This window comes from Eubacterium sp. AF17-7 (assembly GCF_003461285.1).
Classification (GTDB): Bacteria; Bacillota; Clostridia; order Lachnospirales; family Lachnospiraceae; genus Eubacterium_U; species Eubacterium_U album.
This window is the reverse complement of sequence record NZ_QTWU01000002.1, coordinates 57,975-83,533: the sequence shown is the minus strand read 5'-3', so window position 1 is coordinate 83,533 and position 25,559 is coordinate 57,975. Positions and strand designations below refer to the sequence as shown.

General features: G+C 30.1%; 25 protein-coding genes. 2 read left to right on the top strand and 23 right to left on the bottom strand.

Annotated features, from left to right (window positions below):
- Window positions 1-10: 10 nt before the first annotated feature.
- From DWW96_RS03675 to DWW96_RS03625, 11 genes are all read right to left on the bottom strand, one after another.
- A complete protein-coding gene (locus tag DWW96_RS03675; RefSeq protein ID WP_022089493.1) occupies window positions 11-418 on the bottom strand; it encodes a hypothetical protein in 408 nt (135 codons plus the stop codon).
- A gap of 230 nt (window positions 419-648) precedes the next feature.
- Complete coding sequence (locus tag DWW96_RS03670) at window positions 649-1,383, bottom strand: LytTR family DNA-binding domain-containing protein (protein WP_117909180.1); 735 nt, start codon at window positions 1,381-1,383, stop codon at window positions 649-651.
- Between the two features lie 161 nt (window positions 1,384-1,544).
- On the bottom strand, window positions 1,545-2,909 hold the full coding sequence (locus DWW96_RS03665) for a GHKL domain-containing protein (protein WP_117909179.1): 1,365 nt from the start codon (window positions 2,907-2,909) through the stop codon (window positions 1,545-1,547).
- 21 nt (window positions 2,910-2,930) lie between these two features.
- Entirely contained in the window at window positions 2,931-4,244 is a 1,314-nt protein-coding gene (locus DWW96_RS03660) for a hypothetical protein (protein ID WP_117909177.1), read from the bottom strand.
- A gap of 403 nt (window positions 4,245-4,647) precedes the next feature.
- Complete coding sequence (locus DWW96_RS03655) at window positions 4,648-4,920, bottom strand: acylphosphatase (protein ID WP_117909175.1); 273 nt, start codon at window positions 4,918-4,920, stop codon at window positions 4,648-4,650.
- A 151-nt stretch (window positions 4,921-5,071) separates the two neighbouring features.
- Window positions 5,072-5,740, bottom strand: a complete 669-nt coding sequence (locus tag DWW96_RS03650) for a YoaK family protein (protein ID WP_117909173.1) — start codon at window positions 5,738-5,740, stop codon at window positions 5,072-5,074.
- 166 nt (window positions 5,741-5,906) lie between these two features.
- Window positions 5,907-7,301, bottom strand: coding sequence for a magnesium transporter (mgtE, locus tag DWW96_RS03645; RefSeq protein WP_117909171.1), 1,395 nt, complete (start codon window positions 7,299-7,301; stop codon window positions 5,907-5,909).
- Window positions 7,302-7,661: 360 nt separating this feature from the next.
- Entirely contained in the window at window positions 7,662-8,906 is a 1,245-nt protein-coding gene (locus tag DWW96_RS03640) for a chloride channel protein (RefSeq protein ID WP_117909169.1), read from the bottom strand.
- A 47-nt stretch (window positions 8,907-8,953) separates the two neighbouring features.
- Complete coding sequence (locus DWW96_RS03635; RefSeq protein WP_117909167.1) at window positions 8,954-10,318, bottom strand: MATE family efflux transporter; 1,365 nt, start codon at window positions 10,316-10,318, stop codon at window positions 8,954-8,956.
- Window positions 10,319-10,424: 106 nt separating this feature from the next.
- On the bottom strand, window positions 10,425-10,982 hold the full coding sequence (locus tag DWW96_RS03630; protein WP_199522668.1) for a GNAT family N-acetyltransferase: 558 nt from the start codon (window positions 10,980-10,982) through the stop codon (window positions 10,425-10,427).
- A 311-nt stretch (window positions 10,983-11,293) separates the two neighbouring features.
- Complete coding sequence (locus tag DWW96_RS03625) at window positions 11,294-11,974, bottom strand: hypothetical protein (RefSeq protein WP_117909163.1); 681 nt, start codon at window positions 11,972-11,974, stop codon at window positions 11,294-11,296.
- Between the two features lie 263 nt (window positions 11,975-12,237).
- On the opposite strand from DWW96_RS03625, the gene DWW96_RS03620 reads away from it, so the two are divergent.
- On the top strand, window positions 12,238-12,687 hold the full coding sequence (locus DWW96_RS03620; RefSeq protein ID WP_117909161.1) for a MarR family winged helix-turn-helix transcriptional regulator: 450 nt from the start codon (window positions 12,238-12,240) through the stop codon (window positions 12,685-12,687).
- 10 nt (window positions 12,688-12,697) lie between these two features.
- Window positions 12,698-14,029, top strand: a complete 1,332-nt coding sequence (locus DWW96_RS03615) for an MATE family efflux transporter (RefSeq protein WP_117909159.1) — start codon at window positions 12,698-12,700, stop codon at window positions 14,027-14,029.
- A gap of 288 nt (window positions 14,030-14,317) precedes the next feature.
- Here the strand turns inward: DWW96_RS03615 and DWW96_RS03610 are convergent, their stop codons facing one another.
- The 12 genes from DWW96_RS03610 to DWW96_RS03560 form a co-directional block, all read right to left on the bottom strand.
- The gene (locus tag DWW96_RS03610) at window positions 14,318-16,642 is read right to left on the bottom strand and encodes an amidase (protein WP_117909157.1); all 2,325 of its coding nucleotides are present in this window, start codon (window positions 16,640-16,642) and stop codon (window positions 14,318-14,320) included.
- Window positions 16,643-16,961: 319 nt separating this feature from the next.
- On the bottom strand, window positions 16,962-19,574 hold the full coding sequence (locus tag DWW96_RS03605; protein ID WP_117909154.1) for a cation-translocating P-type ATPase: 2,613 nt from the start codon (window positions 19,572-19,574) through the stop codon (window positions 16,962-16,964).
- 226 nt (window positions 19,575-19,800) lie between these two features.
- The gene (locus DWW96_RS03600; protein WP_117909152.1) at window positions 19,801-20,094 is read right to left on the bottom strand and encodes a hypothetical protein; all 294 of its coding nucleotides are present in this window, start codon (window positions 20,092-20,094) and stop codon (window positions 19,801-19,803) included.
- 810 nt (window positions 20,095-20,904) lie between these two features.
- Complete coding sequence (locus tag DWW96_RS03590; protein ID WP_117909148.1) at window positions 20,905-21,765, bottom strand: hypothetical protein; 861 nt, start codon at window positions 21,763-21,765, stop codon at window positions 20,905-20,907.
- Between the two features lie 16 nt (window positions 21,766-21,781).
- A complete protein-coding gene (locus tag DWW96_RS03585; protein WP_147339803.1) occupies window positions 21,782-21,979 on the bottom strand; it encodes a hypothetical protein in 198 nt (65 codons plus the stop codon).
- A 31-nt stretch (window positions 21,980-22,010) separates the two neighbouring features.
- Entirely contained in the window at window positions 22,011-22,295 is a 285-nt protein-coding gene (locus tag DWW96_RS03580; protein ID WP_117909146.1) for a hypothetical protein, read from the bottom strand.
- A 354-nt stretch (window positions 22,296-22,649) separates the two neighbouring features.
- The gene (locus DWW96_RS03575; protein WP_117909144.1) at window positions 22,650-23,168 is read right to left on the bottom strand and encodes a GNAT family N-acetyltransferase; all 519 of its coding nucleotides are present in this window, start codon (window positions 23,166-23,168) and stop codon (window positions 22,650-22,652) included.
- A gap of 32 nt (window positions 23,169-23,200) precedes the next feature.
- Complete coding sequence (locus DWW96_RS03570) at window positions 23,201-23,380, bottom strand: hypothetical protein (RefSeq protein WP_117909142.1); 180 nt, start codon at window positions 23,378-23,380, stop codon at window positions 23,201-23,203.
- 691 nt (window positions 23,381-24,071) lie between these two features.
- A complete protein-coding gene (locus DWW96_RS14520; protein WP_278286562.1) occupies window positions 24,072-24,200 on the bottom strand; it encodes a hypothetical protein in 129 nt (42 codons plus the stop codon).
- 46 nt (window positions 24,201-24,246) lie between these two features.
- Window positions 24,247-24,648: an NUDIX domain-containing protein gene (locus DWW96_RS03565; protein WP_117909140.1), complete on the bottom strand. Its 402-nt coding sequence runs from the start codon at window positions 24,646-24,648 to the stop codon at window positions 24,247-24,249.
- A gap of 291 nt (window positions 24,649-24,939) precedes the next feature.
- Window positions 24,940-25,065 (bottom strand): hypothetical protein, encoded by a 126-nt coding sequence (locus DWW96_RS14515; protein ID WP_278286561.1) that lies wholly within the window; start codon window positions 25,063-25,065, stop codon window positions 24,940-24,942.
- 35 nt (window positions 25,066-25,100) lie between these two features.
- Window positions 25,101-25,361 carry a hypothetical protein gene (locus DWW96_RS03560; RefSeq protein ID WP_147339799.1) on the bottom strand — a complete coding sequence of 87 codons (261 nt, stop codon included), beginning with the start codon at window positions 25,359-25,361 and terminating at the stop codon, window positions 25,101-25,103.
- Between the last annotated feature and the right edge of the window lie 198 nt (window positions 25,362-25,559).

The window sequence follows — 25,559 nt, the reverse complement described above, 5'->3', positions numbered from 1 at the left end:
CGCCTCTTTTCTATTTTTCAATTTTCTTTATGCTATCTATGTCATATATTCCAAATGGTGTACAGTAATACGCTGAATTCTCCGTCATAGTTCCTTTTATTTTAACTTTTTTATTTTTATATTTTTTCCATTGTTTTTTATCTATATATACACATATTCTACTTTGAATAGGTGCATCATCGTACATATATGAATGCTCAACAACAAATTTAGGTTTAACATATAAAACATAATTAATCTGATATTCACCTCCATAATAATACTTAACCTTCTTTAATTTGCCTTTCATTGTTACATTGTCATTAGAACTGTATACACTCTTAACTTTCGCGTTAACACAATTACTGTTACCTGTATACCAAAGCATTCCCAAAATCATAACTAGAATTAACACTTTACCTACATTTTTTCTTTTCATATTTTCTCCTTTCTCAACACGTTAATTATTAAATTTCTTCCTTTGATATCCCGCCCAACATTTACATAATTCTTATTAATATTTTACCATTTCCATCCACATCCATTTTTGCTATTTATGTCGTTTTCGTGTCGATTTTTGCACATTTTTATTCCAGATAAAAAAAGAACATTTATAAGTCATTATTAACTTACAAATGTTCTCTGCCTTTAAATTATTTATAAATATTTTTATATCTGTTCCTTGCTCCATTTTACAAAAGCTTCTTTAAAAATCGGCTGATATTTTCTGCTTATTGGAATCTTTTCATCATTAACCATAGTGCATAATTCCCTGATATATTTCTTTATGTAATTCATCGAAACCATAAAACTATTATGGCATCTTATTATGCTGCTATCTTCTATTAGTTCTTCTAATTTATTAAGTGGCAAATATGTCTCCCACTCCTCTTCTTTTCCATGAATAAAAGTAGTTCTTCCCTTTCTTTCTATGTAAACTATATCAAGATATTTTATTGCAATAAACTTATTTCTCTTTCCTTCAATTCTAAGAGTCTTCTGGTGTTCTTTCGTTTTATTAATCATTTTGATATAAATTTCAGGAAGCCTTTTTTCAAGTTCTGACTTTAAAACGAAATACAAATGCTCTGTTTGAAATATATCGGGTGCATATTCAAGATAATTCGTTAAATAAACAATATGACTTTGTGGTGCAAGAACATTAATTTTCTTTGCAATATCAATTCCATTATACTCTTCTGTTTCCATATCAACATCGCAAAAAATCATCGTAGGTTCAATTTCACTCTTTTCTATATCATTTATTAATTTTTTCCCATCAGTATATATAACCATATTCCAACTTGTACTATTAACTATATCTCTAAAAAATCTACATAATATGAATCTTGTTTTTTCTGCCTCGCTTTGGCAATCATCTAATATTACAATATTTTTGTTCATAAATTCCTCACCGCTTCTTTTAGTATATCCACTCTTAATATTTTATCATTTATTCAACAATATTCACTGCAAGTTATGTCGATTTCTTGTCGATTTATGTCGATTTTGTCTCTTTTTATTTTTAAAAAAAATAATTTTCTTTGTATTCGATTATAATTCTATTATTCAGTTTTTAATATAATATGAGTTTCATATATATTGTCCTGAATCTTTCTTTCCATTTTTCCATTATATCTTTTAGTAATTTCTTCAACAATTTCTAAACCTACTCCATGAGCATATTTATCCGACTTAGTTGTTACTCCTTTCTCTAGTATTTCCTTTTTAGTCGTTGAATTGTCTATAGTTATTAATATATTATTAGATTCATTTTTCATCTTGAACTTTATTTGTGTATCTGAATTTTCCTTTGCAATTGATTTACATTCTTCAATAGCATTGTCAAATAAATTCGATATCAAAGCTATTAAGTCAATTTCTTTAATTTTATCGTTATTGAATTTTTCTGCATCAATATCTAATCTAATATTCCAATTCTTACATTCATTATTTCTATTTATCAGTATTGAATTTAGTATTGGATTGTCACAAAAATATTCGTTTTTTAAATATCCATAATCAAAATTAACCTTATCTGCAATATTTTCAATTTCTGCATTATCCTCATCCTGTGCAATCATATCATTTATTACATTCATATGCTTTTCTATGTCATGACGAAATTTTCTTGTCATTTCAATTTGATATTTTAATGTATTGTAATATTCCTTCATAACGGCATTTTCTATATTTAAGACTCTGTTTTCTTCTTTTAGTTGCTTTTCCCTGTTACGGCGTACAAGCCATGCAATTTCATATAATACTGCTACAAAAAATGCTGCCATCAAAACTGAAGAAAAAATAACATCATACTTTCCATAAAATACAGGAGTCAATGTAACTGTTCCCATTAAATTAAATACAATAACTACTGTCCATAGAATCCATCTGTGTTTTAAAGGTTTCTTAATAAAAAATGAAAGCTTTTTTCTAAAAAATTTCCCTAATAATCGTAAAATTACTGTATACACTGCAATTAGTATACATATTAGTAGAATATCTTTTTTACCAAACGGTATATGTAAAAAATCTTTTTCTGTTCTTCCTGCAAGTCTTGCTATTGCAACATACGGCATTCCTATTGTTGTCCCCATAACTATCTGTGCACACATATCGGCTATAAAAATATAAATATAATCTAAATTAGTAAGGATTTTTAATGCCGAAATGTATATAACTGTTATCAATGCCATAATCGCTCCCATGACAGCGCTCTTATTTGGCAAATCATTAACATAATACTGTATATAAAATCTCAGTAAATTTAGAGGTAACATACTCATAAAAAATACCACAAAGAATATCTTTCTTTGTTTCTTATCTAAACACAATACTTCTGCAATAAACGTGTACATTCCTAATATCGCTAAAGTTTGAAATATAGCACTATTAAAGAAAACCTGTCCTACATTATAATCAACTCCCATTGTACCTTCTCCTTCTTTTCTTTATATATTTGATAACATTACAATAACTTCTTCTTTATTATCATCTTTATTTACAACAATTGCACCATCATACTTTTCCACAACTGAATTAATTACAGTTAATTTGTCTTTATTGCTATTTGAATTAACAGCTTTATATTCTACATCTATAATTAAATCTTCTAAATTATTTCCACAATTAAACTCAATAACAGGCTGTACTTTATCTACTCTAAACATTGCATATTCAATTATTTCTGAAATAACTGCTATTAAATCCATTTCACGTATATTTTCAATATTAAATTTCTTTATGTTTATTTTTAATTCTATTTCTCTATTTTCACATTCTTTTTGCTTATTCAAAAAAATAGCATTAAATACAGGATTTCCACAATAATTGATATTTTTTAATGAATGATATTGTTCTTCAATTTGTGTAACATATTTCTTTAAATTTTTCTGCTCATTTTTATTTAAAATCAATTCGCTTATCACATTCATATGCTTTTCTATGTCATGACGAAATTTTCTTGTCCGCTCTAATTGATATTCTAATGTATTGTAATATTCCTTCATAACGGCATTTTCTATATTTAATATTTTATTTTCTTCCTTTATTTGTTTTTCCTTTCTCAGTCGAACAATCCATGATATTTCATACATTATAAAAATAAAACATATTATTAATCCTATTGATGTTATCATAACATTTCTTTTAGACAACTCCCCGGCCGTTGTAGCTATAAATCCACCTACATTAAATATTACAACTATACCCCATAGTAACCATTTATATTTTAGTTTTTCTTTGCAAAAATTTTTGGTATATTTTAATATCAACTTTTTTAGGATTAAACAAATAAAAAGTGTAATCAGATTAATACTTAAGAAAATAATTACATTTTGTATAGACATCTTTAATTGCACCAACATTTCCCATGGTCTGTTAACGATTTTTGAAGATAATATAAACATACCTCCTACAAATGTTCCGGCAATTATTTGTGCTCCCATATCCGCAATAAAAATATGTAAATAATCTAAAGTGGTAATTATTTTCAAAGCTGATATGTATATAACCGTAGTTGCAAACATTATCAAAAGGATTACTATTGTTTTATTTGTTAATTCTTCATAGTAATACTGCACTATAACTCTAAACATATTTAATGGAAACATACTGGCAAAGAATATTACCAAAAAGACTCTCTTTTGTATTTTATTTAATTCAAGAATATTTGAAATAAATATATACATTACAGCTATCACAAATATTTCATATATCGCACTATTAAAAAGTACAACATTTATGTTGCTTTCATTTAATAACATACTCTTCTCCTCTTATAAAACATCCCAAATAAATACTACTTATTGATTTTATCATACTTTCAATAAATAATCAGTACCTATATAAAGATAACCTATATGGTTATGAATTTTTTCAGCTTCCGATTTTATATTTTTTGCAACTAATATTTTTGCATTAACAAAAAAAGATTCTCTTTTGTTTATATAAATTTGATTTACACTAAAGAGAACCTTATTTTTTATCTATAAATTTTTCAATCCTAAAATTTCCATTCCATACTTTTCATCTGAGTTTCTAGCATATGATGATATATTCCACCATTTGCATCTAAATTTTCAGGTGTTCCTTCTTCTGCAACAACACCATATTACAAATTTTCATTTTTATATCATTTTTTTACTATTAGCATAAACGCCTGTCTTTTTATCTCTCATAAAAATCATAATCTTCTTCTAATTTAATTGACTTAGCATCCATTCTTTCTATTAGAATAAATCTCTGATTTTCTAAAAACATTATCAGTTCGTCTATACTTCTTTCCTCTCCCTGGACTTCCATTTCTACTGAGCCATCATACAAATTTCTCACCCAGCCTGTAAGTCCTAATTGCCTTGCTTTATAAACTGAATAATATCTAAATCCTACACCTTGAACTCTTCCATAAAAAAATATATGTTTTCTAATCTTTTCATTCATAAAATTATCCACCTTGTCTTTTTATTTTTAATTCTATTTTTTATCATTTAAATTTTAATCTTGTTATATTCTTTGTGTTTTATTATAAACTAAAAGCTGCCTACTTACCAATCAAACCTGTAAATAGACAGCTTTTTTATTATAATATTTTTTATTGTTCTTTTTCTCTTTCGTAATCTATAAACATTAGTATAAATGCAAAAAATAAAAGTGCTGAGCAACATAATATTGCTTTCTCTGCAAATATTTTTATAAAGAAATTTCCTATTATAGCTCCACAAATAAAGCAGATAATAATTCCATAATATAATAAAGCTTTCTTTAAATTCTCAATATCTCTATCCTGTAAATAATTACATAAATTCTGAGTTCCACTTCTCATATTTCCAATACACATTGTCGTGGCAATTCCGTTTCCTCTTATTTTTCTAAAGCTCTCAACCTGTATTCCACATGCAAATGATGTTAATGAATTTGCAAGCAGATTCATATTTTGTGGAAAGAATGCTACTCCAAGTAATATAAGTGCTTCTACCAAAACTGCTGCCTGTCTCCAATGAAGTAAATTCAAATCTTTTTTATGCACAATCTCAGCTAACGCAATCCCTAATGCGAAAGCTAATACCGGGAGGAAATATCTCATTGCCACTGAAAAATTTCCCTCAGATAAATTTACACCAAATAACAACATATTTCCTGTCTGTGCATTAGCAAATACCTGATCTCTTTCTATGTATGAGTATGCATCCATAAATCCACCTGACACAGCAAGAAGCATTCCAAGTCTTATTGTTTCTGACATTTGCCTAGTCTTATTCATTTCAATCACTCCTATAATTGTATTTTCATCACATTTATTTGATGTTTTTTGAATAAATCCGTTAAAATCTAATTTGTTTATTTTATTTTCTTATATGGTATTTAAATAAAAAATTTTTACCAAACACGATTATAGATATCTTATAAGCATACGTCAAGCCATATGCTTATGCTATTTTGAAAATATCAATTAAAAACATCATTGAAAGACCATAATATGTTACTACAGCTACTAAATCATTTACCGTAGTAATTAAAGGTCCTGAAGCTACTGCCGGGTCAATTTTTATTTTGTGGAAAAACATTGGTATAACCGTTCCAACCATACTTGAAATAACCATTGCAACGATTAAAGCTGCTCCTACACAACCTGAAATCATAAATGAATTTAACCATCCATAGTTCTTAAATAAATGTATGTATACTCCAAGAAATGTAAGTGCCATTATTGCCAACAGTACTCCATTTAATAGCCCTATTTTTATTTCTTTGCTTAGTAATCCTATCTTCTGTTTTCCCGTTAGGTTTTCGTCCATTAAAACACGAATTGTAACTGCAAGAGACTGTGTTCCAACATTACCTGCCATATCTAGTACTAAAGATTGAAAGCATATTACTATCGGAAGTATCGCTACGACAGATTCGAACATTCCAACAACTGAAGATACAGCCATTCCAAGAAACAGTAAAGCTATAAGCCATGGAAGTCTCTTTTTTGTACTTTTAATTACACTTTCCTGCAAGTCATCCTCTTCTGTTAAACCGGCTAACTTAGCGTAGTCATCCCCCATCTCATCATCAACCATTTCTACAATATCTTCTGACGTAATTACACCAATTATAAATCTGTCTGCTGATAAAACCGGTATGGAATCTTCAGCATATTCAACTATTCTATCTATGCAATCTTCAATTTTCTCATGTCCATATACAAACGGATACGAATGACTAATCAAATCATCTAACTTATCATATTCTCTGGCAATAATTAGATCCTTTAAGTCTATTGCTCCAAAAAATTTCTTATTTTCATCCATAACATATATTGTTGTAATATTATCATTTTGTCCGGCTTGCTTCACAAGCTCACTCATAGCCTGACGAATTGTAAGTTTATTATTTATACATATAAAATTAGTTGTCATGCAACTGCCTATTTCACTATCGTCAAATGACAAAATCATTTTTACATCTGCAACTGCATCTCCGTCTAATTTTTTTACAATTTCTTTTCTTTTTGAATCCTCTAAATGCTCAAGTACATCAACAGCATCATCAGAATCCATAAGGGAAATTACCTTAGCCGCACTCTCCACTGATAACTCATCAAAATATTGTCGGGTATTTTCTTCTAAATAGCTAAATATTTCAGAAATTCTTTTTGCACCTAAAATCGGATATAATTTTTTTCTTTCATCTTCCGATAATTTTTCCAACGCATCTGCAATATCATTTTCATGATAATTAGATATTTGTTCAAGTAATTCTTCTTTATCTAAATCACTTCTTATTAAATTTACAAGTTCTTCTACATAATTATTTCTTACAACTGTCTTTTCCACTTCAGCCTCCTCTTTACCTGCTTAATTTAAGCATACAAAAAACACTACTCCAGATTTCTCTTAAGTAGACCGTTTAGTTACATTGCTGTGACGTAAAGGCATAAATCTGATGCAGTGTTATTAAAGGCGTATATCTATATTATGTAGCTAAATAAGTCTCATAGATAGCCACATATTTATATGCCATCGCTTTTCACTGCATATATAACTTCGCCCTGTACTATCGCAACTATCCATGAAACTCACCTCCATTTACTTTCTTTTTCTCCGATATTCTAACACCGGATTCTGATAAATTCAACTTTCAAATAAATATTTACATAAATTTAACACATTCTTTTTATGATAATAATTTACATTTTACATTACTGATTTCTGCTGGGCAGAATAAATCGAAGCATTTCCATTAACTATGTACGCAACTGCACACACGATAACAAACGGTAACATATTTGTTCCTCCAAATACTTCTATTCCTATCATTATTGGTGCAATTAAAGTATTTGTCGCACTTCCAAATACCGCTGCATAACCAAGCGCACCACACACTATAGGAGATATTCCAAATAAGCTGCCTAAAACCACTCCTAATGTTGCTCCTATTGAAAACAGCGGTGTTACTTCCCCACCCTGAAATCCTATTGATAAAGTTATGATTGTAAATAGTAATTTTAAAATCCAATCATAATAATATACTTCATTTCCACCTAATGCCTCTGATATAAGATTTGTACCAAGTCCTGTATATCTTCCTGAAAGGATAAATAAAAGGCATAATGCAAGTGGAATAGAAATTACACCAATTCGTATATATGGATTTGCTATTTTTTCACTCATAAATATCTTTGATTTCTGTAATAATACAGAAAAAAGTCTTCCTACAATACCAAATGCAATTCCTAAAACAATTATAGCGATTACATTTTTTGCATCCGTCATATTTATTGTCTGATTTAAATTGACTTCAAACTTTTCAAGTCCTAAAGTATGCGATGTGAAAGAAGCGACAAATGCCCCTATCATTGCAGGAAGCATAGCTTCGTAATCCATATAGCCTGTAACTATTACTTCCATCGCAAAAAATATAGCTGTAAGTGGTGTCTGAAAAAGTCCACCAAATCCTGCTGCCATACCTGTTATAAGCATTACTTTACTATTATCAGGCATTTTTAATTTTTTTCCAAAAGCATGTGATAATGTTGCTCCTATCTGTACTGCCACACCTTCTCTTCCGGCACTTCCGCCAAACAAATGTGTTATCCATGTTCCAACCATTACAAGTGGTACAAGTGCTAACGGAATAGAATTTCTCTTTTGCTGCCTTGTTTCAAACACAAGGGTCATTCCTTTTAAACTAAGTTCATTAAACTTATGATACATCCATGTAATAAATAATCCGGCAATTGGTAAAAAAGGAAGTAAAAACTTATAATTTTTATTTCTAAAATCAGATATTTCTATCAATCCTCTTCCAAAAATTGTATCAATTATTCCTACAACTATCCCTACAATTATAGCCATTATTATGTACTTAAATACCAGTATTATTTTTATTTCGGCTTCGTTTTTATCTTTCTGTATGCCAATTTTATTTTCGGATTTCATTTTTCTTTGCTCCTTAATTTGGAAAGTATTTTAACTTCCAGTTACTTTCAATTTTTCTTCATTCTTTTCAATTCAGGCATTACTGTTGCAAGCATTGTAATAAAACACATACTTCCACCTATTACATTTGATATTGGTTCTGCCATAAACACACCATCTGTTCCCATATTAAATACATAAGGAAGTGTATATGTAAGCGGAGCTACAATAATTACCTTTCTTAGCAAAGAGAAAAATATTGCCTGTTTCTTTTTGTTTAATGATTTAAACACTGTCTGTCCTATGTACTGTAAATCCATAAATATGAATGCAGCAAAATATATTTTAAGTGCAGGCACTGCATCTTTAAATAATGTTTTATCAGAACTAAATATACCTATTAGAAATTCTGGTTTTGTTATAATAATTCCCCACATAACAGCTGTATAAGCTAGTACTAAACACATCATTACCTTAATAGATTTTTTTACATTGTCAGGTTTTCCTGCACCATAATTAAAACTTAATATAGGTGATGCTCCTTCATTTATTGCATAAATAGGTGTTTCTATCATTTGTCTTGCACTTGATATAATTGTCATTACTGACACATATACATCTCCACCTGTAACAGATAAAACATTATTACAGCAAATTGAAACAAGACTATTTGTAAGTTGCATAATAAAGCCTGCCGTTCCTAGGCTTACAATATTCTTTGCAAAATAAACACATTTTTTAAATTCATTCTTTCTAACAAACCTTATTTTATATTCTGTTCTTTTTCTCAAAATATAAAGTACAAATATTGCAGACATAAACTGTGAAACAACTGTTGCAATTGCTGCCCCTTCAATTCCCATATTTAAAGCAAATATAAATATAGGATCAAGCACTATATTTGCAATCGCTCCTATGGCAACCGATATCATTCCCGTAGTTGCATATCCCTGTGCATTAATAAAGGGATTCATTCCTGTTGAAAGCATAGATGGAATCGTTCCTATCATATAAATTATCATGTATGGATACGCATATACAATTGCACTGTCTGATGCACCAAATAAATATAAAATTGGCTTTGCTAATAAAATTCCAACAGCCATTAAAATTATTCCGCCAAAACAAAGCATGGAAAAAGAAGTATTCATTATAATTGCAGCTTTTTCATTTTCTTTCATTCCTCTTTTAATTGAGAAAATTGGTGCTCCACCACTTCCAAACAAATTACTGAAAGCTGTTATTATTATAATTATCGGAAAACACAATCCTACTGCTCCTAAAGCAGTTGTTCCTATTTTAGGAATTCTTGCAATATAAATTCTATCAACAATGTTGTACAAAAGACTTAAGATTTGTGCAATCAGCATTGGAATGGCAGCATTTAAAATATTACTTGTTATTTTTCCGTTTTCAAAATCTATTCGTTTCATAAAATAAAATTCCTGTTTTCTTCAAATTTTAATGTGTAATACTATTTAGTTCTAAAATAATTAGCATTAATCAATACATAAAAACTTAATTACTTTTAGCCTAAATTTATTTTTCAATTTCTTTAAATATTAATACCGGCTTTGCATTTTCTTTATGCTCTCCGATTATTTTTTCCATCCAAACCATATTATACCATCTGTTAAACTTATAACCACATTTTTTAAACTCTCCAACAAATCTATATCCTAAATGTTCATGATAGCCTACACTGTTTTTAGTAAGATATTCATCTTCAACTTCAGGATATCCGATACATGCATATAAATTAGTAATATTTTGCTTTATAAGTGCCTTTTCAAGCGTTTCATATAATTTTTTGCCACTCCCCTTATGTCTTGAATCTTTATCCATATATATTGTCATCTCAACCGCCCAGTCATAAGCTGCTCTATCTTTAAATGTATTTGCATATGCATATCCGATTATTTTTCCATTTTCTTCATATACAAAATATGGGTATTTTTCTGTTATTGTTTCTATTCTTTTTCTAAATTCATCTACCGTTGGTACATCATATTCAAATGTAATTGCTGTATTTTCTACATAATATGAATATATTCTTAATAGTTCTTCCGCATCATCTAATCTTACTGTTCTAATCATTTTATTCTCCTGTAAAATATGTATAGCCCCCGCCCTTCGGTCGGCGGCTATTCGTCGGAAACATTTATATAAAATGAACTTCGTTCATTTTGTTTTCTCCTAAAATTACTAACTATATTTATTTTTATTATTGTAAAATCGTGACATAATTAAAAAAAGTGCATTTGTCACCGCCGGTCCAAATTTCCAAAGATATTTTACTTTAGAAGTGGAACTTATAATAGTAAAATATCTTTGAAAATTCAGGACTGTTGCGAGTGGCAAGCAGCGAGAGCGTTCTTTCTTTAATTATGTCACGATTTCACTTATAATTAAATTTTCAAATTATCATAAATACATTTTTTCAAAATCTCTCCATTATCTTTTTCTAATACTCTTCCTATTCCATCAGAAATGAATATATTTCCTTCTTTTCCTTTGGTATACATTGCGTTTAGTTTCTCCCAATCAACTACACATATCGGTTGTATGATATTTTCTTCTTCTCCATTTGTTATTAATGTATCTTCAGATGCATACGGACCATAGTCCTCTAAAAAATATGCAAATACTCCTGAAATTTCTTTGTTATGGTCATTTTCAATTCCATATAATCCTACAAATTTAAAACTCTCTATTTTAGGTATAAACTTTTTTCTTTTACCATCTTTATCTAATCTTAAAAGTTCTTCTGATAATTCTTTATAGGCACATTTTATATAAGTATCTATACTTAATCCTGTGTCAAATTCATCTTTTGGAACACTTTCATATGTCATATGGCCTCCGAAAGTATCATATATATGACTATTCTTTTTGACATTCCTTCCTTTTTTTATTTGTTTTTCTGTTTTATCAGTTAAAATAATTTTCCCATCAGGAAGTACAGCTACAATAATTGAAGTAGCATGTAAAACAGGCGGATTTGTGTGTGCCTTTGTTCTATCTATTTTTCCTATTGTTAATATTTTATTGTCTTTTTGTTCTAAGATAGGTAAATATTCTATTACCATTTTATCCTCCACCATATATTCATAATTACAAACATTACTTTTATTTGTAATAAACTACTTGTTTTTATTCGTCATCTCTTCAATCAACAAAGTTCTAACAATTATCCAATACTTATACATTTTTATGCTCATTATAACACACTTTCATTAATTTCAATTGCTAAACTCCTTCTTAAATTTTCCTCTTGACACGAGTCCGTAATCGGACTATACTTCTACGAGTACGAAATCAGACTTAAATTTAAAGAAGAGGATGGTAAATAATGAAAACAGATAATTATCCAAATATGAGTCCTGCACTCATCGAATTTAATCATATCTACAAAGATTTTAATGATATTTATCATGATTTAGCAATTAAGCTTAATATGTCAGACAGCATTTTTGATATATTTTATTATCTTTGCGAAGCCGGCGACGGTTGTATGCAGCGCGATATTTGCCGTTCCTCATGTCTTCCTAAGCAAACTGTTAATTCATCAATCAGAAAACTTGAACAACAGGGCTATCTTACATTAACACCCGGAAAAGGTCGTGGAATGTATATTTATTTAACTGAAACCGGGAAGCAATTTGTTTCTGAAAAAATATATCCCGTCATAGAAATGGAAAATAACGCTTTTTCTTCTCTTAAAAATGAGGAATGTGAATTAATGCTTAAATTATACCGAAAATACAATTCTGCTTTAAGAGAAGAATTGTCAAAACTATAAGGAGATTATAATGCAAATACAATTATCAGATCATTTTACATTAAATAAATTATTAAAATTTGTTCTACCATCAATAATAATGATGATTTTTACATCCATTTATGGTGTTGTAGATGGTTTATTTGTTTCAAATTTTGTTGGGCGAACTGCTTTTGCAGCAATTAATCTTGTTATGCCTCTTTTAATGGGACTTAGTGCCATTGGTTTTATGATAGGTACCGGAGGTAGCGCCATTGTTGCAAAAACTCTTGGTGAAAATGAACCCGAAAAGGCAAATGAATACTTTTCATTTCTCGTTTACGCTACATTAATTGGTGGTTTACTATTCTCACTTTCAGGTTTCTTTTTCGTTAAACCTATTGTAACCGCCCTTGGTGCCGAAGGTGAATTACTTAATAATTGTGTTTTATATGCAAGAATCAGTTTTGCATCATTAACGTTTTTTATGTTGCAAAATGTTTTTCAAAGTTTTTTCGTTACTGCTGAGAAACCAAAGTTAGGTTTATTTGTTATTATAGCTGCGGGTGTAACAAATATGATTCTTGACTTTTTATTTATTGCTGTTCTTAATTTTGGTCTCGCAGGTGCTGCTCTTGCTACTGTTTGTGGTGAATGCATCGGTGGGCTTATCCCTATTTTTTATTTCTCAAGAAAAAACAGCAGTAAATTAAAATTAGGAAAAACACATTTCAATTTAAAAATATTGATTAAGACCTGCACAAATGGTTCTTCTGAATTAATGACAAATTTATCAAGCTCAATCGTTAATTCTATCTACAATTTTCAGTTGATGAAATTTGCCGGAGAAAACGGTGTTGCAGCATATGGAACCATTATGTATGTTAACTTTATATTTATTGCAATATTCCTAGGCTATTCTATTGGAAGTGCTCCTATAATAAGTTTTCATTACGGAGCAAAAAATAACTGTGAATTAAAGAATTTATTTAAGAAAAGCCTTAGTCTTATTGGTTCATGGGGCATCATGTTATTTATAATTGCACAAATAATTTCCGGTCCTCTGGCAAAATTATTTGTTGGATACAATGCTGAACTGTTTGTCATGACAAAACACGGCTTCCAAATATTTTGCTTTGCTTTTTTAATTAATGGCTTTAATATATTTGGTTCATCATTCTTTACTGCTTTAAATAACGGTTTAATATCTGCTGCAATTTCGTTTTTAAGAACGCTTGTATTCCAATTATCTGTAGTACTTATTCTTCCTATGATTTTGGGAATAAATGGTATATGGATTTCAGTAGCAATTGCAGAATTATTAACATTATGCGTAACTGTTACATGTTTAATTAGAAAAAGAAAAGTTTACCATTATATTTAAATATTTTTTACACATCGAAGTTTTCTTTTGGCAAAGCACTTATACAATGTTCTATGTTGGCAAAAAATATTCTAAATTTATAATTGTAAATCCTATGTATTTTCAATATTCACGTATATAAAAAATACGGGTATTCTAAGTTTGTGATATGTGTTCTAAATTTTTACACATATCAGTTAAAACCTGAATATCCGTATTTTTATTAATTTGTAATTATATCTTTTACATAATATTTTATTTTTAATAACTAATTACATTTTATCAAAACTATTTATTTGTAGTCATTTATTAACTTACTTTCTTTACTTTTGAATAAGCACCGTATGTTACTTTGCCATCAATAAGTTTATAAGCTCTTACTTTAACATAGTATGTCTTTTTAACATTTATTTTCTTAACTGTCACTGTAGCTTTTGATGTAATTACTGTCTTTGTTTTCTTAGCCACAAATTTCTTTGATGTTGAATATTTAATCTGATATCCTTTGACACCGGCCTGTTTTCTAATGACAATCTTCATGGACTTCTTTGCTTTTTTAATCTTTGAAATCTTTGCTTTTGCCGGTGCACTTACAGTTTCTGTTGTAGGTGTTGTTACAGTAGATGTATTTGCTGTAGGTGTTTTGTCTGTTACAGGTGTAGTTACTTTTTTATTTGCAAGTAATTTATTCATTAATGAATCGTAAGCCTTTGCCAAATCATATGTAGCTTCATATGTTTCATATACATCGCTTCTGTCAACTTCTGTAGCCTCTGCATATTTATTTAACAATACATTTACCTTACCATTTGGATAAACTGTGTACTCGCTAAAATCAATGCTATCAGTTTTATCAATTAACTCATCTAAGAATTTATCAACGTTCTTATCCTCTAATGCAGGAACTGTAGATGGCTGTTTTCTTATGCTCTCTCCTGCTGTCTGTTCATAAGAATATGCAATTTCAATAAGCTTCTCTTCATTTCCATAACTTGTAAATAATGACATACCAAGTGGCATTTCTGTTTCATATCCATTATCCGGGTCAGCTTTAGCAAATCCCATTGGAATCATCATATCAGGTAATCCTGCTACAGGTCCAAAGTAATTTATATATGAAGCTGCATTATTTTTGTTGTTAGAAGTTGTTTCAATATCTGCCACATCTGTCTGTGATACATATGCAACTGCATCAATATCTTGCTCTTTCAAAATGTTAGAAATTGTTGTTCTGAAATTAACCATTCCATTCCAGCATGACTGCCAGTTTTCTGTAGTTCTTGGATTTGTCATTGTCGAAAAATCTTCAATTGGATTTCTAATACTTATATTAGTATAATCTTCTCCATATTTATAATTATTGATTAATTCATATGCAGTTTTAATAGGTGCTGCAGGTCCAAGCGATGCAAAGTATGTATCTAAATCCCATTCAAATACATTTGCATAAGGTGCTGCCTGTCTAAGAGAAGTAATAAGTGATTCAGGAATATACTGTGAAATATCTACTAATTCAGCGCCTCCTGCTTCCAAATTTTCCTTTGCTTTCTCAACCATGTCACTAATTTTACTGTCTAATTCTGTAGTTCTTTCACCCGCATCAGAATCATCATTTGCCACATAATATCCAAATGAATTTGACAAATAACCTATTTTCTTTCCTTTTAAGCCATCTGCTTTAAGTCCTGATTCATATCCGTTTGCAGGTTTTAATGAATCTGCATTTGCATCAACTGTATAACTGTCATTAGCATCTGTTCCCGCAATTGCTGTCATAATTGTTGCCAAATCTTCTGCACTCCTACAAATAGGTCCTGTTACATCTCTATCTCCATTAAGCGGAACAACGCCATCAATTGATGTTAATCCTTTTGAAGGTCTTAAGCCATACAAATTAGAGAATGATGACGGACGTCTAATTGATGAACCTGTATCTGTTCCTAAACCTGCTGTTGCAAAATTTGATGTTATGGCAACTGCTGTACCTCCTGAAGAACCTGCTGCTGTTCTTTCTGTATCGTATGCATTATGAACAGCTCCTCCTAATGTTGAACGGGAATTTGAACCACTTGATGCAAACTCAGACATATTTGCCTTTGCTAATATAATTGCGCCTTCTTCTTTTAATTTTTTAACCGCATAAGAGTCATCAGGTGCAATTGAATCTTTTAATGCCTTACATCCTGCACTTGTCGGCATACCTTCAACATCGTAATTATCTTTTACAATAATTGGGATACCATGAAGTTTTCCTTTTATTTTTCCTGCCGCTCTTTCCTTATCTAATTCTTTTGCCTCATCCAAAGCTTTTGAATTAATTGTAATAATGGAATTTAAATTAAGCGATTTATCGTATGCATTTATTCTGTCTATATACATCTGTACTAACTGCTCTGCAGTAAGTTCTCCTTTTTCCATTGCCGTTTCCAATTCACTAATGGAAGCATCCATTAAATCAATTGTAGTGAAAATACTTTCAAGTTTTCCTACTTCATTTGATGATACACTTACTGTAGTTGCAACATCTGCATTTACTTTAACAGGACTAACAGTAACGCCGGGTATTGATGTTCCTACTAAAGCAATTGTCATCACAATTGTTCCAATACTTTTCTTTAACATTTCTTTTCTCATAGGCTTTTTTCTCCTTGTATAATATGTATTGTCGCATCACTTTGGTCAGCGGCTAATCATGGGAAACATTTGAAAATAAACTTCATTTACATTTGTTTCTTTCATGATTTAATAACGAAAAAAATAAGACGTTTTTCATTACACAATGTGCAAATCCAAACGTCCTTGTTTGTTATTTATTTCGTTAGGCGGTACTATAACATCATATTTTTTAATTGTCACTAATTTTTCATACTTTTTTTACTAAATTTACTTATCACATTACTAAATAAACTATCCCCTTTCAAAATTAAAAATATCAAAAAATTAAATAACTGTTTTAATTTATTTTTTCAACTACTACTTTGACTACCTGAATTATAACGGTTGGCACAAATGCTAATGCAATTATTTCAATAATCTGAATACCCGTTAACGGAGCAATCATAAACATTGAATGCATAAATTTTACAAAAATTACAAATCCAAGCATTAAAGTTCCGATAACAAATGCTGCTACACTCCATAAATTACTTTTAATTCCAATTTTAAAAATAGAACTTTCACTTCTACAATTAAATCCATGAAATAATCTGGCAAGTGTTAATGTTGCAAATGCCATTGTACTTGCAGTAAGCGGATTAATCTTATCCCCTATATAAAAAGCACTTAATGTTACAGTTCCTATTAATATACCGTAAACTATTAACTTTATAGATATATTTCGTGTAAAAATGCCTTTCTTAGGATTTCTTGGTTTCTTCTTTAATAATAAGTTATCAGATGGCTCCATCCCAATTGCAAGTGCCGGCAAAGAATCAGTAAGTAAATTAATAAATAGCAAATGAACCGGTTTAAATGGAACGTCTAATGCCATTAATGAACAATAAAGTACTACTAAAATAGCTGCCAAATTTCCGGATAATAAAAACAATATTGCGTTCAAAATATTTCTATATACATTCCTTCCATTTAAAACTGCTTTAATAATAGTTGCAAAATTATCATCTGCTAAAATCATATCAGCAGCGTCTTTTGAAACCTCTGTTCCTGTTATTCCCATAGCTATTCCTATATCCGCTTTCTTTAAAGCCGGCGCATCATTTACACCATCTCCTGTCATTGCAACTACATTTCCTTTGTGTTGCCATGCATCGACTATTCTTATTTTGTTTTCAGGTGATACTCTCGCATATACAGACACCTTATCTAATACATTTTCAAGCTCATCATCCGTCATTTCATCAACTTCTTTACCTGTAAGTGCCACATCTCCTTCTTTATATATTCCTATAGATTTTGCTATGGCAGTGGCTGTTACTTTATGGTCACCTGTAATCATTATAGGCTTAATTCCTGCTTCTTTTGCTTTCTTTACTGCCTCCATTGATTCTTCTCTCGGCGGGTCTATCATTGAAACTAAACCTATAAAAGTATAACCATGCTCGCTTTTTGTTGATAAGCAATGGCACTCTTCACATTCCTTATATACAAATGCAAGAACCCTAAGTCCATTCTCCGAAAAAATTTGATTTTGTTTTATAATCTTTTCTTTGTCTTCTTTTGTTATTTTTCTGACTCCATTGCTTGTCGAAATATTTTCGATTCTATCAATTAAAACATCTACTGCCCCTTTTGTAAGAATCGTTGGTACCTTATGAATTTCATATTTGCTACTCATAAGTTTTCTTTCTGAGTCAAATGGAATTTCTTCTAATCTTGGCATCAATATTCGTATATCTTCATCTGAAATTCCCATTTTATGCAAATCTGTTTTCTTAACCATTTCAAGCAAACAAGTCTCTGTAGGATCTCCAATATTATTTCCGCCCTGGATTGATGAATCATTATTTAAAATTGCATCATATAGCAAATACCTGTGTAACTGATTATTAACATCCAATTCTTCGGGAATAATACATTGGTCATCTATATAAATCTGCTGTACGGTCATTTTATTCTGTGTTAGTGTTCCTGTTTTATCCGAGCATATTACAGAAACGCAACCTAAACTTTCCACTGCCTTTAATTCCTTTATAATTGCATTATCCTTTGCCATTTTTCTTGTTCCCATAGCCTGAACAATTGTAACTATTGAACTTAACGCCTCTGGAATTGCTGCTACGGCTAATGCTACTGCAAACATAAGCGAATCTAGTATTTTATTTCCCTGCCATAACGAAAGTCCAAACACAATAACACTTATCCCCATAATTATTAATGCAAGTTTTTTACTAAAATTATCAAGGCTTATCTGCAAAGGAGTCTTTTTATCCTGAGTCATATTCATTAAATCAGCAATTTTTCCCATTTCAGTATTCATTCCTGTAGCAGTTACTAAAACATTTGCCCTTCCATAAGTAACAAGACTCCCTGAATAAACCATATTGCATCTGTCAGCTAATGACACTTCACTTTGAATATTCTTATCAAATTTATCAACATTCGTTGACTCTCCCGTAAGTGAGCTTTCATTTACCTGCAATGAATAATTTTCAATTATTCTTCCATCGGCTACAATCATATCTCCAGTTTCTAAAATTAAAATATCCCCGGGAACAACATACTTAGATTCTAATTCCTGTTTTATTCCATTTCTAAGGACTTTTGTTTTAGGTGCTGATAATTCTTTCAAAGAATCTAATGATTTCTCAGCTTTTACATACTGAACAGTCCCTAATATTGCATTCATAACTATAACTACTATTATTACAACTGTACTTTCTGAATTTCCTGTCATCATAGACACTACGGCGGCTATAATAAGAATAATTACAAGCAAATCCGCAAATTGTTCTAAAAACACTCTTGCAACACTTTTTTTCTTTTTTGAAATTAATATGTTTTCACCATACTTTTCAAGATATTCACTTGCTTTTTCATCATTTAGTCCCTGCGAATTTCCATACTCACTAAATAATTCTTCCTTTGTTTTTTGATACACTTCTTTCATGGCAACCTCCTGATAATAAAAAAAGACCTTTTGTGCATAAAAATTGCACAAAAAGTCTCGTTTAACTTACTTAAATTTAATTGATTATCAAATGATAATCTTTTAAATCAAAAATAGTTCTCTGACCTCCGGTTCTTATAGAACGTACTGACGAAAATCAGAACATGCATTGCATGCAACTACTCCCTCTCTGTTAAAAAAAATTTATCATAATTTAGTATATGTGTCAATCAGAAAATATCCATATGTTTATCAGAAAATATCCATATGTTTCGCCTAATTTTTGCTCTCTGTTTTCAAAATAATATTTTTCTATTGTATAACTATCTTTGAGCTCTTCCAATCCTTTTAATCTTTTTATTCTGCGAATTTTAATTCCACATACATCGCATATCTGCTCAATTCCTGCTTCCACAATTATATTTGACACCCTTATTTCTTTTGGTGCTCCAAATCGAAAAATAAAACCTATCAAAACATATTCTGGCGAAAGATTCAGACTCTCCTGCATGTTAAGCATCAAAAAGCTATTTACCCCCTCATAACCTTCATAGACAACTATTCCATAACAATAGTAGCAACCTTACCTGAACCTACTGTTCTACCACCTTCACGGAATTATTTCATCATTGTTTGGTATATCTTGTTTTATTTTCGTTGTTTCCATTGTGTATTGTTGCTGTTTATGTTGTCATTATTTCTACTTGCGTGAGAAAATGACGACAGTTTGACGACACTTTCTTACTACTTATTTCCAATTGTCAACTTGGGATACCAAATGTACGATATAACTATGCTCTACTATCAACAAGCATATGCAAAAAAGGCTGGCTTCATAAAAGGCGTTAAACGAATTACACTCTTTATTCCTTAAATAAGAAAACTCCTTCCAATATTACACATAATAATGCAATACCTAACCCAAAGAAATTACACGTATGTACATTATATATACCAATAAAATTTCCCAATATTTCACTTAATGCAAAAGAAGTAACAATAACACATTCAATAACAAAATGATTACATTTTCCTAATTCATTCTGCTTTCTTTTTTTCAAAAAATCGAATACAACAAAGCAAATAAATCACGTTAATAAAACCTGTATAGGACTTGCCCTTGATAACTTAAGTGAAGCCGTTTTATTAGCCGACAGTGTTGTTAGTTCTTCCGGTAACTCCATATTATTGCACTATTTATTTATATTACTGTTAATTGTGGGAATCGGATTGATTGTACATGGGCTAATGCACATTGAAGATAAATAAATTTAAGGGAGCATACTACAGCTGCTTGTAAATCGCTAATGTAGTATGCTCCCTTTTTTAATTATAGTGTCTCATCGTAAATTGTTTTTTTACCTTTATAGCCAATTACTTTTACCTCTTTTGTAACTGACAATTTCTTTAGATTCTTGTACTTTTTCAAATTAACTTTTTTAATCTGTGTATTGCATATTTTTAGAGTTTTTAATGTTTTTGGATTAAAATTACATTTTTCATAATTGCTAATAAATGTACAATTTAGATTAGCATTTTTTATTTTGTTATTTTTTCCCAGTGTAAATTTTTTAACTCCGCTTCCGTATAAATTAATCTTTTCTAAATTTTTGTTTTTCGTAAGATTAATTTTTTTCAACAAAGGATTATATGCAAGCTTCAGATTTTTCAATTTGACGTTCTTAGATAAATTCAGTTTTTTAAGTTTTGTACTTTTTATACATAACCTCTCTAAATTATTTAATTTTGTGAAATCATAATTACTGTTATTAACACCACTAATTTCCAAGTTCTTTATCTTCGTCAATTTTGTTAAAACTTTGATATTTTTTATGTTGCCATACTCACTTACATAAGTATCACAATATGTTGTAAGTTTTACTTTTTCAACATTTGTAAAAATTTCTAAGCCTTTGCAGTCTATTATTTCATAATCTTCTTTTGGCTTCTCTTTATTCTCCCAATACAAATTATTCTTATCAATAATGATTGTTTTCACTGCTGATATTTCTTTTTTGCTAAGGTAACCGTCATTATTTTTGTCGATTTTTTCTGACACATATTCTCTTACTATTGTATCTGGAAAATTCTTTGCGTTAATTTTTACATTTCCGCTTTCCTTTGCCCGGCATGGAAATGTAGTTAACATTATACCTGCACAAAGTGCTGCAATTGCAATTGTTCTTTTCATAGTCCTTCCTCCACCATCAATGTAAATAGACACCTAATGCCATCAACGTTCCCATTTCTTCACTTGTTTCTGGTTGTGTTCCTAACCCTAAATTTAAATAATATGAATTATAGTTAGGTTCATTTTTACTATTATCACTTGCATAAAACATCAATCTTTTCAACTTAAATGTTCCGTTATAATAGTTTGAATCAAGTGCCATTTGTTCACTCATAAAGTAATTTGAAGAATATGGTGCTGATGTTTTAATACATTTTTTTAATACATTTTTTCATTATATTTTCTATAACTTTCTTTGCTGCATCATATCTTAATGGAATTTTTCCTGTATCATCTGTATCTGGGCTTCCAATATGTACCCAATTTCCTGAACTATTTTTTGTCCATGACCTATGTGCATAAGTATCAGAAGTTATGTGCATTAATGCTCCCCATAATAAGTAACGTTTATTAGTATCTGTCTCTTTATATGTAAAATTATACTCTGATTGAATATTTGCCCAATTCATATTCATAATATCATTTTTCATATAATTCTGTTGTCCCTGACTCATACCATTATTCAAATATGATACATTATTAACATTACAATCCTTTGTTTTAATTACCTTACTTACATAATATGCACCTGCTATGTAATTCGGATATGCAATATTCTGACTATAAAAATTTCCTTCACATTATCATCAATAGTGTAAAATATCTTATATTCTTTATAGTATGTTTTATATACTCCTAATTCTGATTTTGTACTGCTACATTTCTATATTTTTTCTCCAATCTGTCGCACACTTCATTAAAATCTTTTGTCTTACCTTCTTTAATATTTTCCAAACCTGCAAGAACCATATTTCTCTATCACGAAATAGGATGCAACCATAACTTTAATTATAATCAAAGTCAATCCAATATCTTTGCACTATGACTCCATCACACATAATCTCATTCTCAAGAACTCCACCATTGTTGATAATACTTTTTGCTGAACCTATATTGTCTTTATCGCATACCATAAGGACTTTCGGTATTCCAAGTTTCCTACACTCCTCCAATGCCAAGGAAATCATCTTTGTAGCTATACCTTTTCGTCTTTCTGATGGTCGTACACCGTCACCTATATGCCCACCATTAAACAGCAATGTCTCATTCAGATAATGTCTTATGTTTATAGCTCCAACAATAATATTTCGTTCTTCATCTAGACAAAAGAATGTTGAATCAGGCACTAACCCATCACTAGTATCTTTTACTTCAAGATTATTACAATAATACTCAAAATCATTATAATCTAAACAACAGATTGCAGACGGTATAATTTTTTCGCCAAAGGCATTCCATTCGTCCAACATATCTTTAATTTGATTACAATATTCATTCGATGCTTTAACTAACTTAAGTCTCATACCTAAACTCCTTCATCAATTAATATTTTTCATTAAATCTTCTTACAAACATAAAGCAAATAACTTGAGCTTCCAAGCAACTCTCTCTTCTCACAAATAGCCATATGATATTTTACAAATTGTCCAAACTCATCATCCAACATACAAAAATCATTTTTCCTTTCAGCTAGTTCAAGTAAACTATCTGTAGCAACAGTTATTATATGCTTCACGTTTTTTCTTCAAAAAGTTATTCAAATTCGGCAATATCATACCCTGTAAAAAGTTGTTCTTCAAAATGCTTTACCTTATAATCTTGTTCAAAATTTTCTTCTAATCCAGCACTTATATTTCCATTCAAATAAACATCAAAAATAATCGCATATACAGAAAGAAATGCAATAATAACAATTCCATCTTTCTTTGTAACTCTGATTGCTTCATCTATAGCCTTATGTATGCCAGTTTTATCATAAAGATGGTATAGTGGTCAAGTATCAATGTAATATCAAACTCATTTTTATGAACCATTTTTGATAATGTCCTAATATACCACAAGGGAAAATGTCCCAATGTAGTATAATTCTTCCATCAACAGATGGAGGTGACTATTATCAGAAAGGTAACATTATCAATGGATGAACAAAAGAAATATGAAATAATCAAGGCATTGGCTGATCACCCAGCCCCAAACAAACAAAGAGTGACCATTACTCTTGGCTGTACTGTGAGGCATGTCAATCGCTTACTTAAATGCTACAGGGAACATGGCAAATCGTACTTTATTCATGGTAACAGAGGCAGAAAGCCTTCTAACACCATTCCAACCAAAACACGCAATCTTGTTGTTTATTTGTACCTCACAAAATACCATGGTGCCAATTTTGAACATTTTACTGAGTTATTAGGAAAATATGAGAACATTCATATTTCTCCTTCAGCAGTTATGTTTATCCTTGAGGCTAAATACATTTTTTCTCCAGATGTTTTTCCTAATTGTAATAAATCAATCCATTTTCGTCTACCAAGTTTGATTGGAATTTTTGCAACCATGAGTTGCTCTAAATATCATTCCAGTATCAAAACAAGCTACTTGATTTTATCTTTCAGTAATTTTTACCACTTTCAAAATATGGTCAATATTACCATTTCCTGCATACTTTGATTCATCTGAAAAATCCTTATCTAAATCTGACCAAAACAATTCATTTTCGTCGCCAATAACTTCTACTTCTTTATTCAGCTTTCCAAAATAAACCTCTATGAAACAATCTTCTCTATAATATGTAAAATCCATCAGATGTGTAAGTTTAATATCATCACTGGTTATTGATGTTTCTTCTTCAAGTTCTCTATATGCTGCCTGCATTCCATTTTCGTTTTTCTCAATTTTCCCACCCACAAGATTCACTAAGTTCCTATACGGATTTTTCTTTCTTCTACACATTAGTAATTTATCTTCTGTTTTGTTAAATACTGCAATTAGATTATAACCTTTCACTAGTTCTATTCTGTTCCTTTCTTTTAAACCGAATCATCCAACACTAAATTGAGCTTAATTATGTTTCTTCCTTACATACAACCGTCTTTGATTTTTAATTACAATTATAAGCTTGAAGCACAATTATGTTTGCCTCTACTTTAACCTGATGCCTTATAACACATCATTCGTTTTAAATCTCTCTCCACTATACTTCAATTGCTCTAACATAAATGTAATCTCTGCTCTGTCAGTCAATTTAATTATCTGATAATTTTTCCTCAGCCTATCCCTACTTTCTATAACGGATTTTCAGATACTCGATTTGTCAATCTGTTCCGCATTATCCAAAACATTCTCCAGACTTTCAAATTGCTTTAACAATTTCGTTGCTGTTATCATCCCCACCTTATCTGCCCCTTTGATATTATCTGCCATAATCGCTTTGACATTCTTCACAGGAAACTTTCTTTTTATTTATATAAGTGTAAAAACCAGTCTATTGCCTTCGTATCCCATTCAAACGCAATCGGATAATTATTTCCGACAAATATATCGCAATAAGCATGTTCCGTCTGTACTATCATTAATGAAATATAAGCAACATATGCTCCTTCTGTTAACATCCCTTCGCTGTCAAATACTATCAGATTATTTTCCTTTTCAAACATTTGTCGATACTCACTATCTATTTCAAACATCACAGCAATATCATTGCACAATATTTTTTTCACTTTTTTGTCCATGAATATAATTGCGAAGTCAATAACCACAGCACACGACAAGGAACAGAGAAAAATATCAAAGACAGCCTGATACAATGTCCTTTGTCAAGTGCACTGCAACTTCTGAATGGATTATTAAGTGCAAAATAAGTGCACGGAAATTTTCCTCTAAAATCTAAAGAAGCTCAACCCCTTATAAATAAAGGG

What these genes read in the sequence shown, in the direction of transcription:
- DWW96_RS03610 (WP_117909157.1), bottom strand. Translation starts at nt 16,642, where the DNA reads ATGAGAAAAGAAATGTTAAAGAAAAGTATTGGAACAATTGTGATGACA.
- DWW96_RS03630 (WP_199522668.1), bottom strand. Translation starts at nt 10,982, where the DNA reads ATGATTAGAACAGTAAGATTAGATGATGCGGAAGAACTATTAAGAATA.
- DWW96_RS03580 (WP_117909146.1), bottom strand. Translation starts at nt 22,295, where the DNA reads ATGAAAAATGATATTATGAATATGAATTGGGCAAATATTCAATCAGAG.
- DWW96_RS14515 (WP_278286561.1), bottom strand. Translation starts at nt 25,065, where the DNA reads ATGGCAGATAATATCAAAGGGGCAGATAAGGTGGGGATGATAACAGCA.
- DWW96_RS03675 (WP_022089493.1), bottom strand. Translation starts at nt 418, where the DNA reads ATGAAAAGAAAAAATGTAGGTAAAGTGTTAATTCTAGTTATGATTTTG.
- DWW96_RS03615 (WP_117909159.1), top strand. Translation starts at nt 12,698, where the DNA reads ATGCAAATACAATTATCAGATCATTTTACATTAAATAAATTATTAAAA.
- DWW96_RS03600 (WP_117909152.1), bottom strand. Translation starts at nt 20,094, where the DNA reads ATGCTTAACATGCAGGAGAGTCTGAATCTTTCGCCAGAATATGTTTTG.
- DWW96_RS03635 (WP_117909167.1), bottom strand. Translation starts at nt 10,318, where the DNA reads ATGAAACGAATAGATTTTGAAAACGGAAAAATAACAAGTAATATTTTA.
- DWW96_RS03625 (WP_117909163.1), bottom strand. Translation starts at nt 11,974, where the DNA reads ATGGTAATAGAATATTTACCTATCTTAGAACAAAAAGACAATAAAATA.
- DWW96_RS03670 (WP_117909180.1), bottom strand. Translation starts at nt 1,383, where the DNA reads ATGAACAAAAATATTGTAATATTAGATGATTGCCAAAGCGAGGCAGAA.
- DWW96_RS03575 (WP_117909144.1), bottom strand. Translation starts at nt 23,168, where the DNA reads ATGAGACTTAAGTTAGTTAAAGCATCGAATGAATATTGTAATCAAATT.
- DWW96_RS03585 (WP_147339803.1), bottom strand. Translation starts at nt 21,979, where the DNA reads ATGAGTGAACAAATGGCACTTGATTCAAACTATTATAACGGAACATTT.
- DWW96_RS03665 (WP_117909179.1), bottom strand. Translation starts at nt 2,909, where the DNA reads ATGGGAGTTGATTATAATGTAGGACAGGTTTTCTTTAATAGTGCTATA.
- DWW96_RS03620 (WP_117909161.1), top strand. Translation starts at nt 12,238, where the DNA reads ATGAAAACAGATAATTATCCAAATATGAGTCCTGCACTCATCGAATTT.
- DWW96_RS03590 (WP_117909148.1), bottom strand. Translation starts at nt 21,765, where the DNA reads ATGAAAAGAACAATTGCAATTGCAGCACTTTGTGCAGGTATAATGTTA.
- DWW96_RS03660 (WP_117909177.1), bottom strand. Translation starts at nt 4,244, where the DNA reads ATGTTATTAAATGAAAGCAACATAAATGTTGTACTTTTTAATAGTGCG.
- DWW96_RS03605 (WP_117909154.1), bottom strand. Translation starts at nt 19,574, where the DNA reads ATGAAAGAAGTGTATCAAAAAACAAAGGAAGAATTATTTAGTGAGTAT.
- DWW96_RS03640 (WP_117909169.1), bottom strand. Translation starts at nt 8,906, where the DNA reads ATGAAATCCGAAAATAAAATTGGCATACAGAAAGATAAAAACGAAGCC.
- DWW96_RS03655 (WP_117909175.1), bottom strand. Translation starts at nt 4,920, where the DNA reads ATGAATGAAAAGATTAGAAAACATATATTTTTTTATGGAAGAGTTCAA.
- DWW96_RS14520 (WP_278286562.1), bottom strand. Translation starts at nt 24,200, where the DNA reads ATGGTTGCAAAAATTCCAATCAAACTTGGTAGACGAAAATGGATTGAT.
- DWW96_RS03650 (WP_117909173.1), bottom strand. Translation starts at nt 5,740, where the DNA reads ATGAATAAGACTAGGCAAATGTCAGAAACAATAAGACTTGGAATGCTT.